This window comes from Acinetobacter sp. YH12151 (assembly GCF_013418355.1).
Lineage (GTDB): Bacteria > Pseudomonadota > Gammaproteobacteria > Pseudomonadales > Moraxellaceae > Acinetobacter > Acinetobacter pseudolwoffii.
In genome coordinates, this window is the sequence record NZ_VPCG01000016.1 from 41,508 (window position 1) to 57,734 (window position 16,227).

Sequence of the window (16,227 nt, forward strand, 5' to 3'; positions counted from 1 at the left end):
ATGAATATCATAAAGTTTCACTGTTTTTGTTGAGTACTCATTTTACTGACACAGAATTCAAAAACAAAAAAAGCCAGCCGAAGCTGACTTTTATAAAAGCTGGATCTATTAAGCGAGGAACGTTTTTAAAACTTTAGCTCGCACTTTTTGATTGATCAGCGGTGTATTTTTACCTTGCGACACGATGCTTTCTTTGCTCAGCGTCCATTCCAGCTCTGGATCTACAAGTACCCAGCCCGCCTCGTCTGCCCAGCGATCTGCCATTTGTGCAACACGTGCCGGAGCCAAAGTCACTTTTTCTACCCATTCCAGTGGTGTAAACAAACCTTCATTGACCAGTTGAATTCCAAAAGGTACATAAGTATCAAAAGCGCTAAAGCCAGGCTGGGTTTCAGCAAATGGCGCCATTTTCGCAGAGCTGCTCAGCGGTTCATGATGGGTACAAATCGCATCAATCACCCCAGATTTTACTCCTTGGCGTAGCAATTCTTTGTCTTGTTCAGCACGCAATGGCGGACGTACATGTGCCAGCGAATTAAAACCGTCAATTAAGGCATCGGTCAGATGTAATTGGTGCATGGCCACATCACAGGTGACAGGCAAGCCTTTTTCTTTGGCAATCCGGATTAGCTCTACTGACGCACCACAAGATAATAAACCGAAATGCGCACGAACTTTGGTCACTTCAATCATTAACAGGTATTTGGCAATTGCCACGGTTTCAGCAAGTGCTGGAATCATCGGCAAGCCCTGACGTGAGGCAATAAAGCCTTCATGCACACAGCCATCTTTGGCAATTTGCGGCTCTTCTGCATAGAACACCACAGTCAGATCTAAACCTGCAGCATATTCCAGGGTACGTAATACCACGTCATCATTGGCAAAAGGCGCACTGGCATTGGACACCGCAGTACATCCGCCTTTTTTCAAGCCGGCCATATTGGCAGGTTGCTGGCCTTGCAAGCCTTGGGTTTGAGCACCAATCACTTCAAGATAGATACCACCGTCCAGCATGGCTTTTTCAACCAGACCATGAATCAGTGCGCCATTGTCCTGCACGATCGGCTTTGAATCTGGTGGCGTAAACACGTGCAAAATCCCATTTTCACGTGCTGCTTTACCTTCAGATTTTAAGGTGCCATGTTGCTGCTGACCCGGTTCACGTAAACGTGCACACAGATCGACCATGGTGGGCATCAACCATTTGCCCTGACCATCAATGGTTTCAGAGACAGCAGCCGTTTCCGCAACGAACTTACCATTTTCCAGATACACGGTCTGAACAGAATCAGTGTTTTGGATTGGATCGAGCACACGAACATTTTCAATTTTTACAATAGTCATGACTTATTCCTTAACCCGCAATCGCTGCAATCAAACCCTGTTCCTGAAGCTGGCCCTGCATTGACAAAGCCAATACCGCCATACGTACCGCAATACCATTGGTCACCTGATTCAGAATCACCGACTGCGGTCCATCGGCAATACTGGAGTCAATCTCCACCCCACGGTTCATTGGACCCGGATGCATCACGATACAATCCGGTTTGGCCATCGCTAAACGTTCTTTGTTCAGGCCATACATCTTGTAGAATTCAGCTTGCGATGCCAGTGCCGGAGAATCAATCCGCTCATTTTGAATACGCAAGGTAATGATCACGTCGCAATCTTTGATACCATCTTCCATGTTGTTAAATAGACGAATACCATCACCATATTCTTCAAAACCGTATGGCAGCAAGGTATTTGGTGCAATCACCCGAATATCTTCACAGCCTAAGGTTTGCAAAGCCGCCACATCTGAACGCGCGACACGTGAATGTTTGATATCGCCAATAATGGCAATCGACATCTCTTCAAATTTTTTATGGGTTTCCCGGCGAATGGTGAGCATGTCCAGCATCGCCTGGGTTGGATGCGCATGACGGCCATCACCGGCATTAATAATCGCCACTGTTGGGCAGACATCCTTGGCAATAAAATGCGCCGCACCTGAAGATGAATGACGCACCACGAAAATATCAGCGGCCATCGCTTCAAGGTTCCATAAGGTGTCACGCAGGGTTTCACCTTTAGAGGTACTCGAACGGGCAATATCGATATTCAGAACGTTGGCAGAAAGGCGCTTGGCAGCGGCTTCAAAAGTAGTGCGAGTACGGGTAGAGTTCTCGAAAAACAGGTTCATCACCGTTTTGCCTTCCAGCAAATTATTGGTGATGAGCTGATTTTGGTCATTAAAAAAGGACTGCGCAGTGTCCAATATTTTTGTCAGGGTTTCTTTGGAAAGACCTTCGATGGTCAAGAAGTGTTTTAGATTACCTTCTTTATTGAGTTGAATCTGGCTCGGTGTATGCAATGCCGCCAAGTGCATGAGAGATTCCTTATGCGTTAAGTCAACATATTATACAGAGATTGGCCAGTCTGAGTAGTTGGCAATGTGACTACTTGTACAAAAACCACCTCGATAATAAAAATAGAAATTGAAATTCCTATGTATTTTTTCAATAAGATAATTTAACCATTTTCCATCCTGCTGACTTTCAGTACAAAATTATGGGTGCTTCAGTCTGGCACATTCACACCCATCGTTTTATCGCAGCGCACCGATATAATGATGTGCTACCTGTGCACGGTAGATATCGTCCTGATCGGGTTCAACCGAGACCAATACCTCCTGCTGTGGCAGATGTGCAGATTTTTCAAACTGTTGCTGCCGAACCACAGGCAGATCCCAAACCTGTTTTAAACGCTCGATTAAACGCTGCAACTCTGGATCTTGGGTCTGTTCTACCAGCTCAATCACATGCCGCGCATAGTCCAGATTTTCTGCCAGATAAAGCGCATCCACGACCCGGCCTGACACGCGTCTCAAACGTGTATAAATTAAAGTGGCCACTGAAAAAACGTCATGGTTGCGTAACTGATTCTCTAACATTTTAACCCCCATTATAAAATTGAAAAATCAGGCAGCCATCGCTCTCCTCCGACTGACTGCCTGATTTGCTGTGTATAGAGCAAAATGCGTACCAGTTCATCAAATTATCATGTGAATATTATTTTTCACTCGTACACGGCAAGGCCTTTCAGAGAATTTAAAAAGCTTTCAATATAAAAATACGGTAAACTTGGCGCAGTTTTTTATTTATCTTTTTTGGTCTCTCTATTATATGAATACCTCTCCACGTTTAAGCAATTATTGGGTCACCTGTGCCGATGGTCTGGAAACCTTATTAGAAGAAGAACTACAAGGCTTAGGTGTTCAGAATATTGAGCGTTTTCCAGGCCGTTTAATCTTTAAAGGCAGTCTGGAAAATGCTTATCGGATTTGCATGTGGTCACGTCTGGCTTCACGTGTGCTCATGCCGATCCATACCCATGAAATTGAATTTTCTCACGATGCCCGTGATGTGGCAGAAGAGCTATATGAAGGTGCAATCAGCTTTGACTGGTCGCTCATTTTTGCACCACAAAGTACCTTTGCCATTCGCTTGCATGTCGAGCGTGACATCAAGGTCAATACCCAGTTCGCAACTTTGCGTGCCAAAGATGGTGTCGTAGATTCCTTCATGGAAGCTGTGGGTAAACGCCCAAGTATCGATACCAAACAGCCAGAAATTACCATGTATATTCTGGCTGGGAAGAAAGAACATACCTATTGTCTGGACTTGTCCGGCGACTCATTACATAAACGTGGTTATCGCCACTTTATGACCGATGCACCAATCAAGGAAAATCTGGCTGCTGCAATTTTGCAAAAAGGTCAGCTTAAACAGATTAATCCGGACATCATTGTCGATCCAATGTGTGGTTCAGGTACCTTTATCATTGAATCACTGATGATCCTGACCGACCGTGCGCCTGGTCTGGTCCGTCGTTTCGGTTTTAATGGCTGGAATGGCCATGACCATGAACTCTGGATGGGCATTAAAGCTGAAGCAGCTGAACGCCACCAAGCGGCAATGGAAAATCCATTACCGCAATTCTATGCCTTCGATGCAGACTGGGAAGCTGTAAAAGCGACACGTCAAAATATCATCGCGGCAGGTTTTGAAGCTGCTCTCGACAATATCATGATCGAAGAGCGTACTTTAAATGACTGGCCGGATTTTCAGGCTGAAGGCAAGAAAGTCTTCTTCGTAACCAACCCGCCTTATGGTGAGCGTCTCGGTGATAAAGCGCAGAACCGTTCTTTATATCTTGGTTTATCGGCTTTACTGCAAAAGAATTTCCCGAATCAAAAAGCGGCGGTGATTGCCTCTCAAGTCGAACAGGCTGACGTGCTGGCCTTTAATGATCCGCAAATCCTGCGTTTGATGAATGGTAAATTGCCGATCTATATCCGCTTTGGTACGGTTAAACCTGCGGCTGTGGTGCGTCCGTTTCTGGAAGGTTGGCAGCCGCAACAATTCGAACCAATCGAAGGTGCGATGGAGTTTGCCAACCGTCTGACCAAAAATATGCAAGCCCTGAAAAAATGGGCAGTCAAAGAAGGCGTACACTGTTTACGTCTGTATGATGCCGATTTACCAGACTTTAATGTCGCGGTGGATCTGTATGGTGAGCGCCTGCATGTGCAAGAATATGCTCCACCTAAAACGATTGACCCTGAAAAAGCCAAGAAACGCTTTAACCTGGCACTGCAAGCCATTCGCGCTGTGACCGGTCTGGGCCGTGATGCGATCTTTATCAAGACCCGCGCACGTCAGGAAGGTAAAAACCAGTACACCAAACAAAGTACCGCATCGAAGCGTTTTATCGTACAGGAAGGTAAGGCCAAGATTCTGGTTAACCTGACCGATTATCTGGATACCGGTCTGTTCCTGGATCATCGTCAAATGCGTTTGCGTATTGCCCGTGAGGCCAAAGGCAAACACTTCCTGAACCTCTACAGCTATACCTCTACGGCGAGCCTACATGCTGCCTTGGGTGGTGCTGCAAGTACCACCAGTGTCGATCTTTCCAATACCTATTTGAACTGGTCGAAGGAAAACTTCGTGCTGAACGGTTTAACCGTAGATCACGCCGATGAACAACATCAGTTCTTTGCATCTGACTGTTTTGAATGGCTCAAAGAAGGTCATGAGCAATATGAGCTGATCTTTATTGATCCACCCACTTTCTCAAACTCGAAAAAATTCTACGGGACGTTTGACGTACAGCGCGACCATCTATCCTTGCTTAAACGCGCCATGAACCGTTTAACCAGCGATGGTACCCTGTACTTCTCGAACAACTATCGTGGTTTCGAGATGGATGAAGAAATTCTGGCGTTCTATGATGTCGAAGAAATTACTCAAGAAACCATTGGGCCTGATTTCAAGCGTAACCAGAAGATTCACCGTGCCTGGAAAATCGGCCATCCTAAAGTGTAATCACTGGTATTAGATTGTGATAAAACAAAAGCCTGTTCAGTTGAACAGGCTTTTTCTTCTTAGATTCGCTGTTAAAAAGCGACTTACAACTTATTGTGCAGTTAAGAACTTCTTTTCACCATACAGATAATGCATGGATAGTTTAAACACATCACCATCTCGCTGAATTTGCTGATTAGCTTGCATCGCACTCAGCATTTGCTCCAGCTCTTGATCGGACATATTTTTACCTGCGGCACGCATATAATGATGAGTGAAGGTTTTTACTACCTGTTTATTGAAACTGATATTGGTTTGCACTTCTAACAGATTTGGGAACATTTTTGCCAAGCTTTCCAAGGTGGTTTGATGGCCTGGCATTACTTTTCCGACTAAATCTGCCTGAATACTGCCTGTGCCTAACTTTAACTGATTCTGCTTCGATTCAAACTTGAAGCCATCATTAATCACCGCCAGCATGGCTTGTATCGCATCTTTTTCAAAATTTCCTGCTTCCAGACAAGAGTTATTTTGCTTTTGCAGAATATCAAATAATATCTGCATTTTTTGACGCTGTAAGTCTTTGAGCTCCCAATTGAGTTCTAAGTCTTGCATCGCAGGGACATTATTTAAGCCCATTTCGGCAATTTTAAATTTTGATTGAACATCTACTGTACGCTCATGCAGTTGGGTATCCATACGCCAGCTCAGGTCTTTCAGTTGTCCTGAGCCTTCTGCCTTAGCATCCTGGCGCTGCATTTTGACAATATTGAACTCGAAATAACCCGGTTCTAAATACTGCGCATTCAGAGCCTGATTGGTTTTAAAATGCACACCCTTGAGTTGTGTATTTCCAGACTGATCACGAATAGACAATTCTGGCACATCAAAACTCATATTTAAAATTTTATGTTGTCCCTGACTCTGTTTTGCCTGAAACTTGATCTGTATAGGGTCAATTCTGGTATATAAACCTGCTTCTTTTTTTTCGATGGCAGGGGTTTGTAATTGTGTGGTCGATACACCCAACCAGTTGACTTGCGTCGTCACTTTTAAAGGTTGCTGAAAAAATTCAGCATATGCGCCCTGTCCTTGTGCTAAATCGAGTTGAGAATGAATGGTATAGCCTTTCCAGGTACGCTGAATTTGGTCTTGACCATTAAATACTAATTTTTCTTTGGCATTACACGCGTCTGGCACAATGCTCATGCTCCACTTGGCCGTGCCTTGTAGAGCCCCCATAGCGTAGTCAGTATATTGCACACTAATGTTCGGCGCTGGTTTTAAATTTTGTTGATAATGCGCTTTCAAGCTCTTATCTGCATATAAATTACCCGTGCTCACAGCCCCCGCCAACACCACGACACCAATTCCACCCCATACTATTTTCGACATAGTTTTTGCTCAGAATTTATCTATTTTTATTGAACATAAATTATAGTTAATCTTAAAAAATAAAGATAATTGTTTTGCAAATAAATCACTTAAACATAATATTCATCACAAAATATTAAAAATAGCTGTCACTTTTAAGCAATTTTTTTACTGATATGACCTGAATTGTCAGCCATCAAAAAACCTAGCCGAAGCTAGGTTTTCTGAAAATTAAAAGGACAGGCAATATTAGCTAACTTTCATTTTCTCGAAGATTAAATCACCCGCTTCGGCCTGGACCAGAATCGTATCACCCGGCTGGAATTCCCCTGCAAGGATTTTTTGAGCCAGGCCATTTTCAATACGTTGCTGGATCGCACGTTTTAACGGACGCGCACCATACAGCGGATCGAAACCGGCATCAATTAACTGATCGAAAGCACTGTCATCTACCGACAGACGCATATCACGCTCTGCCAGGCGCTGACGCAAGCGATTCAACTGGATATCGGCAATACCGCGAATCTGGTCTTTTTCCAGCGCATGGAAGACCACCAGTTCATCAATACGGTTAATAAACTCCGGACGGAAATGTTCCGAGACCGCATTCATCACTACTGTACGAACTTCATCACGTGTTGCATTAACGCCCAGTTCACGCACATCCTGCGAACCCAGGTTCGACGTCATAACGATCACGCTGTTTTTAAAGTCCACTACCCGGCCTTGCGAGTCAGTTAAACGACCATCATCCAGCACCTGTAGTAAAATATTAAACACATCCGGATGCGCTTTTTCGACTTCATCGAACAAGATCACGCTATAAGGTTTACGACGTACCGCTTCCGTCAGCACCCCGCCTTCTTCATAACCCACATAGCCCGGAGGCGCACCGACCAAACGACTGACCGAATGTTTTTCCATGAATTCAGACATATCAATACGAATCATGGCATCGTCACTATCAAACAAGAAGTTTGCTAATGCTTTGGTCAATTCTGTTTTACCTACACCCGTTGGACCCAGGAACAGGAATGAGCCACTTGGACGGTTCGGGTCTGACAGACCTGCACGTGAACGGCGTACCGCATTCGACACCGCAACCACAGCTTCATCTTGCCCCACCACACGGTTATGCAGAAAGTCTTCCATATGCAGCAGTTTGTCACGCTCACCTTGCAACATTTTCGCCACAGGAATACCGGTGGCCGCACTGACCACCTCGGCAATTTCATTGTCGGTGACTTTGTCACGCAGCAGTTTCGGTGCCTCACTTTCTTCAGCTGCTTCAATACGTTCCAGCTGTTTTTGCAACTCTGGAATCACGCCATATTGATACCGTGCAGCTTCAGCCAGATCACCTTCACGTTGCGCTTTGTCCAGTGCAATACGGGCCTGATCCAGTTTGATCTGTACATCCTTATTGCCTTCGACCAGCGCCTTGTCGGCACGCCAGATTTCTTCTAGGTCCTGATATTCTTTTTCAACCGTGGCGATCTGGTCAGACAGATATTGAATCTCAGCTTTGGCACCCGAGTCTTCATCTTTTTTCACCGCTTCCAGCTGCATTTTTAACTGAATAAGACGGCGTTCCAGTTTATCCAGAGCTTCTGGTTTGGAGTCGAGTTCCATTTTGATGCGCGATGCTGCTTCATCAATCAGGTCGATGGCTTTATCCGGCAACTGGCGATCGGTGATATAACGATGTGACATTTTCGCTGCAGCAATAATCGCAGAGTCCAGAATCTGTACCCCGTGATGCGTTGCATAGCGGTCTTTCAGACCACGCAGAATCGCAATCGTGTCTTCCACACTCGGTTCATCGACCAAGACTTTCTGGAAACGACGCTCGAGCGCTGCATCTTTTTCAATATACTGACGATATTCATCCAGCGTAGTCGCACCGACACAGCGCAGCTCGCCACGTGCCAGCGCCGGTTTCAGCATGTTACCGGCGTCCATCGCACCATCACCCTTACCGGCACCCACCAAGGTATGCAGCTCATCGATGAATAAGATGATTTCGCCTTCGTGTTTGGCAATATCTTTCAGAACGGCTTTTAAGCGTTCTTCAAACTCACCACGGTATTTGGCACCGGCCAGTAAAGATCCCAGGTCCAGCGATAAAACACGTTTACCTTTCAGTCCTTCAGGTACTTCACCATTAATAATCCGCTGTGCCAGACCTTCGACGATTGCCGTTTTACCCACACCCGGCTCACCAATCAGTACCGGGTTATTTTTGGTGCGGCGTGACAGAACCTGAATGGTACGGCGGATTTCATCATCACGGCCAATCACAGGATCAAGCTTGCCTGCCAAAGCACGTTCAGTTAAATCAATGGTGTACTTATTCAGTGAATCACGCTGATCTTCATGATTATTGCTCATGACTTTTTCATCGCCTCGAAATTGATTAATGATCTGGCCTAAGGTTTCTGCCTTTAGGCCAACACTGTTTAATAAGGTTTTTGTGTTACCTGTTTCTGCCAGCGCCAACAGTACCCAATCTGTAGATAGAAACTCATCTCCGGCTTTTTGCGCGAAGCTGTCTGCCAAATGTAATACTTTTGCCGCTTCAGGGCTGAGATTGATATCCGCGGAGGGATTGCTCAGGGTTGCTGCATTACTTAGGGCCGTTTGCAGCTTGGTTTGCAATTCACGCAGATTGGCGCCGGCCTGCTGCAGCAAGCTGACATTGGATGCTTCATCCATCAAGGTGGCCAGAATATGAATCCCATCAATCGAGCTATGGTCTTTAGTCATGGCCAATGATTGTGCATCGGAAAGGGTTTGCTGCAGGCGATTGGTAAATTTCTCAAAACGCATTTTTGTTATTCCTCACAACAAATTTTCTACTTGATGGATATATGGGTGCGATTAATCAGATTTCAAATTATTTTTGTATATTTTTCAAAAACTTATTATCAAAAAAATATACAGATTTCAATTATAATATTGGTGTAGTCAAATCATATTTCAAGTAAGCGAAAGAGAATTTTTAATGAGACCCCAAGACTAGCGCTAACTCATCATCTTGATTAAGCTATTTAGTTGTATCGGGATAATTTAAAACAAAATTGGCTTACATATGCTGTCCTAACCCTTCTACCAAATGAAGAACTTCAGAGAGTTTCTGTTCAGTTTGAATCAATACTCGAGGTGATTAATGGCCTTATCACTGATAAAGAAAAATTAGTTCAGCAACTTCCGTATGGCTTTCGCTCATACTTTTGTTTGGGACAAAGTAGTTTCATGATTCATTTTTATAAGAGCATCTTTTATGGATGATGTTTTAATTATGCGGATTTGACGATCCTTTCCCATACTCTTTTTCATTAAAATAAGCGTGTAATCAACAATAAAAAAACACCCTCAATCAAGGGTGCGTCTAAATAACGATAAAAATTATGGAGCCGGATTTGGCTGCTGACAGTGAATCGCTTCAATACCTTTCAGTACGTCTTCAGATAAATCGATTTCAAAGGCCTGAATATTTTCTTTTAACTGATCCAGATTGGTGGCCCCAATAATAGTACTGGTTACAAAGAACTGCTGTTTGATAAAGGCCAAAGCCAATTGCGTCAAAGTCAGACCATGCTGCTCGGCCAGTTGTGCATATTGTTCGGTCGCCCATTCACTTTCCGGATTGCTATAGCGGCTAAAGCGCGAATATAAAGTAACCCGAGCATTGGCAGGACGCGCACCATGACGGAATTTACCGGTCAGATAACCGAATGCCAAAGGTGAATAAGCCAACAGGCCTACACCTTCGTATTTGGCAATTTCTGACATGCCCATTTCATAAGTACGATTCAATAAGCTATAGGGATTTTGCACACTGACAAACTTAGATAAACCAAGTTTTTCAGCCAGATGTAAAAATTTCATGGTGCCCCATGGGGTTTCATTGGACAGGCCGATATAACGAATGCGGCCTTTTTGAATCTCTTGATGTAAAGCGGTTAAGGTTTCTTCCAGATCTGTTACTGCACGATCTTCTGCCGCTTCTACATTACCATAGCCCAGCTTGCCAAAGAAATTAGTTGGACGTTGCGGCCAGTGCAGCTGATATAAATCGATATAATCGGTTTGCAGACGTGCCAAGGACTGGTCAATCGCTGATGCAATTTCATCTGCAACGAAACGGGTTCTGCCATCCCGGATATGACTGCCGCCTTGTGAAGGACCGGCAATTTTTGAGGCCAGAAAAAGTTGGTCACGGCCACCGCGAGAGGCAATCCAGTTACCAATCATACGCTCGGTTGCACCTTGCGTTTCAGGTTTTGGCGGTACCGGGTACATTTCAGCAGTATCCCAGAAATACAGTCCCTGATCCAAAGCATAATCCAGTTGCTGAAAAGCCTCTTCCTGTGTGTTTTGCTCACCAAATGTCATGGTGCCCAAACAAATTTCCGGCAAAAGAATGCCTGTATCTGCCAATGGTCTGAACTGCATAAAAAAATATCCTTAAAATTTATCGGTCGTTTATTGCGATCACATGCGCTCTAGCCTATCGGAATGATAAGGGGACTTAAATTATCTTTTCTAAAAAGCTTGTGCCAAATTGTTATGTTCGAATGAATTTGTGCTTTTAAAGTAGGGATAAAAAAAGCAAATCAGAAGATTTGCTTTTTTTTATTTTTGACTTATTCGTCTTCGAGCTCACCGGCACTGACCGTTTCTGGCTCCTCCAGAGAAACATCGAAAATCAGAATGGCTTTACCATCAGTTTCAATCATACCCTGTTCTTCAAGTGTCTTCAGTACACGGCCGACCATTTCGCGGGAACAACCGACAATACGGCCAATTTCCTGACGGGTAATACGAATCTGACGGCCATTTGGTAAAATCATCGCCTCAGGCTGAGAAGACAAGTCGATCAGGCAACGTGCAATACGGCCTGAAACATCAATGAATGCCAGATCAGTCACTTTACGTGTGGTATTTTTCAGACGGCGTACCAGCTGAGCAAATACCGCATAGCTCAGATCAGGATATTGCTTGCTGATTTCATGAAAATTTTCATAGGTGATTTCAGCAATTTCACACACATCACGTGTACGAACTTCTGCAGTACGTTGTGGATTTACCTCAAATAAACCCATTTCCCCAAAAAAGTCACCTGGATTTAAATATGCCACGACAATCTCACGATCATCATCTTCACGAAGAATGATGGATACAGACCCCTTCAAAATCAAATACAAAGATTTAGATTCTGATCCTGCATCAATGATCGTAGTACGTTTTGGATAACGATTAATATATGCACGTTTTAACAGTGCTTTCACGGATTCTGGTAATTGCCCCGGAGAAAGCGCATCTGTGCTTAATTGTGAAAAGTTTGAAGTCATGCTTACGGTTCCGAATATGGATAATGTATAGATCGCACAAGACCTAATGTGAACTTGTCACACAGTGGGATTGAAATTCCGTATCAACCCAATTTATGTTAGTGTACAGTTACTTGACAAATTTATAGCTTTTTTTAGGTAGTTGCAATGCAAACAAGCGTTCATTGGTTAGAGAATGTTGCTTTTGAAGCAAAAACTCAAAGTGGTCATACCATCATTATGGATGGTTCAGCGGAATATGGCGGTGAAAACCGTGGTCCCCGTCCAATGGAACTCCTTTTAACCGGTCTGGGTGGCTGTGCATCTTTTGATATTGTGACCATTTTGAAGAAAGCCCGTCAGGATATTAGCGATGTACGTTGTGAGTTAAAGGCTGAACGTGCGGATACAATTCCGGCAGTTTTCACGAAAATTCACTTACATTTTGTCGTGACAGGCAAAGCCATTAAAGAGAAACAGGTGGCAAAAGCCGTAGAACTTTCTGCAGAAAAGTATTGCTCTGCCAGCAAAATGCTTTCGGATGGCGGCGTTGAAATTACCCATGATTATGAAATTATCGAAGCAGAATAAACTTGCAATCTTCTAAAAATAGCAGCCTGAATGGCTGCTTTTTTATCCCAACAAATTGCCGGGAAAAATTTCTGAAGACTCTATCTGATTAAGTCCCTTGAACCAGGTAATGGGTGCCATCTTCAAAGATCAGAATATTGTCTGGAAATCTTAAAGCACCCAGCCGATGTCTGAACGCAATGCCCTGTTGACAATCGAGATATCGTTTACCCACTGAATAGTCTACACAAAATACGTTTTGCTGTTGTCCATACCATTGCAGTGCATCGATCGATTTGAGTAAACCGGTTTTTTCTTCAGTGGGTTTAAAATTCCGCCAATAATGTCCGGTAATCACTGGAATTTGATCGGTATAACTGTCCCACCATGGCAACCGATCGATCATACGCCATCGGCCACCGGCGTAAATGGGTTGCACCGCGATCTGTTCTGCACCTGAAGTGATGACCCGAATTGGATTATGCATCTGCTCACGCAGCTCTTTTTCTGCGAGGTGTTGCAATAAAGGTAAAGTTGCAGCTGGGTCTTTGAACTGGTGTTGGTATTGTTGCTGTTCATTCTGTATTAATTCATTAATACCTAAGGCTTGCAAATCCAGCGCTGTATGCTCAACGAATTTAGCATAGGCTTCTCTGAGCGAATTGAAATGAGAATCACGTAATCGATCAATGGATTGCTGATGCCAGCAGGCATGTACCACACGCAGCTGCTCAGACTCGAGCGCCACCGGCAAGCGATTTAAAAAATCCAGAATCCACTTACGGTCTGTGGCTGAAGCCTGTATGGAATCAAAAGGTTTCAGATCATCCTGATGCGGTGAACCAAAAAACCAGCCATTGCCTTCCCGAAAAGTATCGGTCAACAGGTTCAATTCATGATTGCCAATGACACATTGTGCATAGCCTTCATCTACTAGCTGTTTGACCCGCTTGATCACCGCGACACTATCCTGCCCCCGATCACACAGATCACCAACAAAAATCAGTTTACGCTGTTCAGGATGACGACCGTGCCGGTCATAACCCAATACATGAATCAGTTGTTCCAGTGCTGCAATCTCGCCATGAATATCCCCAACGATATCCACGGGGCCAGTGAAAGCCTGTTGTATAAATGAATATTTCACTTATGCATCCTGAGTTAAAATGAAGCCAGATGAACATCCTTGGAGTATGCTTTAAATTTTTTTAGATCGGAATACAGAACACTAGATACTTTAAATAGTTCAGTTAAAATATGTCAGGTTTAAATAAAGGTTTTTTATAAAATATATTTTATCTTGATTTTAAAATGACCTAAAAAATACCAGACATAATCCTTATATGCTTTAAGAGTTTAGTCCTGCTATTTTTTTGTATTTTTGAGTGCAGGCTGGACTTTATGAAACAATTAAATTTATTACATTAAAATTAAGTCATAAAAAAGCCCATTCTTTGAATGGGCTTTTTTGAATCTTGGTAGGTATATCCAGACTCGAACTGGAGACCTCTACGATGTCAACGTAGCGCTCTAACCAACTGAGCTATACACCTAGAATGTATGGCATATTATAAATTTTTCTGACTGAAGACAAGTCTTTTCATTTGATTTTCAAACTGTCAGCACAAGTTTTAAGCAAATCCTTGAATTTTTTCAATTCTTGATCAGTAAGTTCTGCTCCTGAATAAAGATACTTTTCAAAAATCCGGATTGCCTCTATAAATGCAGACTGATTTTCGACCTTAACCTGTTGGGATAAACGCTGCATCCAGTGATGAAAAGTTTCAGCAGGCTGTTTTTTGAGATCGTCAGCTAAAGATTGATTCAACTGTTGGATAGCACGATCAAATGGGGATTGAGCCTGTCGGGCTTTTAGATAAATTCTTAATATATAAGCTAGAATCAGTAATGCAATACTGCCGAGCAAAACCACAATACTCGAATAAACCGAACTCAGACCTAATTTTGATAGCCAGTTCTGTTGCGATTCTGCATTATAACCCACCACCTTGCTTTGCCACTGGTAGCTGGCATAATCGCTCCAGACCCGCATCTTGGTCATCCACTGATTATTCTGCGATGTCCAGGTCGAATTATTTGACCAGACTCTTTCATCTTGAGACAGCAGGTTTTGCATTCCGCCATCTATACGTTGCGGCGCAATCATGGCGGTCGGATCAAAGCGCTGCCATTTCTGATCTAACCAGACTTCTGTCCAGGCATGAGCATCCAGTTGCCGGACTTCCCAACTCTTACGATCCGGTGCCAGTTCCCCACCCTGATAACCAGTCACCACACGTGCAGGAATCCCGACATAACGCATCAGCATGACGAAACTCGATGCATAATGCTCACAAAACCCTTGCCGGGAGTTAAATAGAAATTCATCAATCCGGTTTTGTCCCAACTGGCCCGGTTTCAGGGTATAAACAAAGTTATTCTGCTGATACCAGTTGAGAACGTTCTGCACATAACGGCGTGGATCTTCAGCACTTTGCATATATAGGCGTTGTGCCAGCTGCTGCGCTTGAGGATCCAATCTGCGCTGTACCTGGGTATTGATTCGCGCAAGATATTGACCTACAGCCTGAGGATCATATTGTGTCCCCATCCACTGCAGCGGAATCGGTTCAACGCGTTGCGTGAGTCGTCGCGGTACAATACTCCAGTCCTGACGGTTATAATAACGGCGCTCTACAGGTATCGATTTTTCCAGCCCCATGATCCAGAACACCGAAGGATCCGCAGCCAGATATTGATAGTTCCATCCAACCGGCACTGGCGAGCTATCCATGGGCTGTCGCATTAAAGGTTGCTGATTGACGAAGCTGCTGGTCCAGCGTTGACCATCATATTCATCCAGTACCAAGGCGCGCCAATACAGCTCTGAACGCGGTGGGAGTTTGCTGACATCACCGATAATCCGGAAAGCCAATGCACTAGACTGCGATAATTCAGCAATATCACCAGGCGACATGCTGTCGCTAATACCGGTCACGCCTTTATTTTCTGGGATGGGAATATGCCAAAGTGGTGGCAAACGCGGGAAGAAAATAAACAGCAGCAGGAAAAATGGAATGGCGTACAGGATAAACTTCGCTACATGCTTGGCATCCTGTTGTAATGCTGCACGCTGGGTGGTCTGCTCCTGCTCAAACTCGCTGGTCTGAATCCGGTACAGGCCAATCAGACAGCTGATTAAACACAGCACAATCACGATCGCCATGCCAAATGACTGACTGTATAAAAATGAACTGGCAGCGACAAACAGGGCAAAATTAAACAAAATAATTAAGTCACGCCTGTTTTTACTTTCCAGTGATTTGGCAAATAAAAATGTCGATAAAACTGCCACTCCAGCTTCAACACCAATAAAGCTCTGATAACTTAAATAAATACTGCCCAGTGCCAAAACTGTGAGCAAGAAGGTGCCAATTTTAGGAAATGGCTGCTGACGTTTCAGATAAATCCAGATACACAGAATACTGATGGCGAAAATAATGCTGAGTAAGACCGGAATAAATGCCATTTGGGCGATGAGAATCAGGCTCAAGGTCAGTACAATCGAAGTATGGATTTTTGCATTGATCATTGCT

The 16,227-nt window shown here is 44.0% G+C and carries 11 protein-coding genes and 1 tRNA gene; 2 read left to right on the forward strand and 10 right to left on the reverse strand.

Annotation, left to right across the window (positions count from 1 at the left end):
• Positions 1-108 precede the first annotated feature (108 nt).
• From FTU82_RS07930 to FTU82_RS07940, 3 genes are all read right to left on the reverse strand, one after another.
• A complete protein-coding gene (locus FTU82_RS07930) occupies positions 109-1,344 on the reverse strand; it encodes a dihydroorotase (RefSeq protein WP_180000806.1) in 1,236 nt (411 codons plus the stop codon).
• A 10-nt stretch (positions 1,345-1,354) separates the two neighbouring features.
• The gene (locus FTU82_RS07935; RefSeq protein ID WP_005171612.1) at positions 1,355-2,371 is read right to left on the reverse strand and encodes an aspartate carbamoyltransferase catalytic subunit; all 1,017 of its coding nucleotides are present in this window, start codon (positions 2,369-2,371) and stop codon (positions 1,355-1,357) included.
• 219 nt (positions 2,372-2,590) lie between these two features.
• Positions 2,591-2,935 (reverse strand): hypothetical protein, encoded by a 345-nt coding sequence (locus tag FTU82_RS07940; RefSeq protein WP_180000807.1) that lies wholly within the window; start codon positions 2,933-2,935, stop codon positions 2,591-2,593.
• A 232-nt stretch (positions 2,936-3,167) separates the two neighbouring features.
• Here FTU82_RS07940 and rlmKL point away from each other — a divergent pair, with 232 nt between their 5' ends.
• Positions 3,168-5,372, forward strand: a complete 2,205-nt coding sequence (gene rlmKL, locus FTU82_RS07945) for a bifunctional 23S rRNA (guanine(2069)-N(7))-methyltransferase RlmK/23S rRNA (guanine(2445)-N(2))-methyltransferase RlmL (protein WP_005096529.1) — start codon at positions 3,168-3,170, stop codon at positions 5,370-5,372.
• Positions 5,373-5,462: 90 nt separating this feature from the next.
• On the opposite strand, the gene FTU82_RS07950 is transcribed toward rlmKL, so the two are convergent.
• The 4 genes from FTU82_RS07950 to crp form a co-directional block, all read right to left on the reverse strand.
• Entirely contained in the window at positions 5,463-6,746 is a 1,284-nt protein-coding gene (locus tag FTU82_RS07950) for a DUF945 family protein (protein WP_180085803.1), read from the reverse strand.
• A gap of 228 nt (positions 6,747-6,974) precedes the next feature.
• Positions 6,975-9,554 (reverse strand): ATP-dependent chaperone ClpB, encoded by a 2,580-nt coding sequence (gene clpB, locus FTU82_RS07955; protein ID WP_180085801.1) that lies wholly within the window; start codon positions 9,552-9,554, stop codon positions 6,975-6,977.
• A gap of 579 nt (positions 9,555-10,133) precedes the next feature.
• Positions 10,134-11,183, reverse strand: a complete 1,050-nt coding sequence (locus tag FTU82_RS07960; protein ID WP_180085799.1) for an NADP(H)-dependent aldo-keto reductase — start codon at positions 11,181-11,183, stop codon at positions 10,134-10,136.
• 191 nt (positions 11,184-11,374) lie between these two features.
• On the reverse strand, positions 11,375-12,082 hold the full coding sequence (crp, locus tag FTU82_RS07965) for a cAMP-activated global transcriptional regulator CRP (RefSeq protein WP_005171629.1): 708 nt from the start codon (positions 12,080-12,082) through the stop codon (positions 11,375-11,377).
• A gap of 147 nt (positions 12,083-12,229) precedes the next feature.
• Here crp and FTU82_RS07970 point away from each other — a divergent pair, with 147 nt between their 5' ends.
• Positions 12,230-12,652: an OsmC family protein gene (locus tag FTU82_RS07970; protein WP_005171632.1), complete on the forward strand. Its 423-nt coding sequence runs from the start codon at positions 12,230-12,232 to the stop codon at positions 12,650-12,652.
• 88 nt (positions 12,653-12,740) lie between these two features.
• Here FTU82_RS07970 and FTU82_RS07975 read toward each other — a convergent pair whose 3' ends face one another.
• From FTU82_RS07975 to FTU82_RS07985, 3 genes are all read right to left on the reverse strand, one after another.
• Positions 12,741-13,778, reverse strand: a complete 1,038-nt coding sequence (locus FTU82_RS07975) for a metallophosphoesterase (RefSeq protein WP_180085797.1) — start codon at positions 13,776-13,778, stop codon at positions 12,741-12,743.
• A gap of 329 nt (positions 13,779-14,107) precedes the next feature.
• A tRNA-Val gene (locus tag FTU82_RS07980) sits at positions 14,108-14,184 on the reverse strand.
• 47 nt (positions 14,185-14,231) lie between these two features.
• Complete coding sequence (locus FTU82_RS07985; RefSeq protein WP_180085795.1) at positions 14,232-16,223, reverse strand: DUF3488 and transglutaminase-like domain-containing protein; 1,992 nt, start codon at positions 16,221-16,223, stop codon at positions 14,232-14,234.
• Between the last annotated feature and the right edge of the window lie 4 nt (positions 16,224-16,227).

Bases quoted from the DNA above. Each gene is read 5' to 3' on its own strand.
- FTU82_RS07930 (WP_180000806.1), bottom strand. From the start codon at position 1,344: ATGACTATTGTAAAAATTGAAAATGTTCGTGTGCTCGATCCAATCCAA.
- FTU82_RS07935 (WP_005171612.1), bottom strand. From the start codon at position 2,371: ATGCACTTGGCGGCATTGCATACACCGAGCCAGATTCAACTCAATAAA.
- FTU82_RS07940 (WP_180000807.1), bottom strand. From the start codon at position 2,935: ATGTTAGAGAATCAGTTACGCAACCATGACGTTTTTTCAGTGGCCACT.
- rlmKL (WP_005096529.1), top strand. From the start codon at position 3,168: ATGAATACCTCTCCACGTTTAAGCAATTATTGGGTCACCTGTGCCGAT.
- FTU82_RS07950 (WP_180085803.1), bottom strand. From the start codon at position 6,746: ATGTCGAAAATAGTATGGGGTGGAATTGGTGTCGTGGTGTTGGCGGGG.
- clpB (WP_180085801.1), bottom strand. From the start codon at position 9,554: ATGCGTTTTGAGAAATTTACCAATCGCCTGCAGCAAACCCTTTCCGAT.
- FTU82_RS07960 (WP_180085799.1), bottom strand. From the start codon at position 11,183: ATGCAGTTCAGACCATTGGCAGATACAGGCATTCTTTTGCCGGAAATT.
- crp (WP_005171629.1), bottom strand. From the start codon at position 12,082: ATGACTTCAAACTTTTCACAATTAAGCACAGATGCGCTTTCTCCGGGG.
- FTU82_RS07970 (WP_005171632.1), top strand. From the start codon at position 12,230: ATGCAAACAAGCGTTCATTGGTTAGAGAATGTTGCTTTTGAAGCAAAA.
- FTU82_RS07985 (WP_180085795.1), bottom strand. From the start codon at position 16,223: ATGATCAATGCAAAAATCCATACTTCGATTGTACTGACCTTGAGCCTG.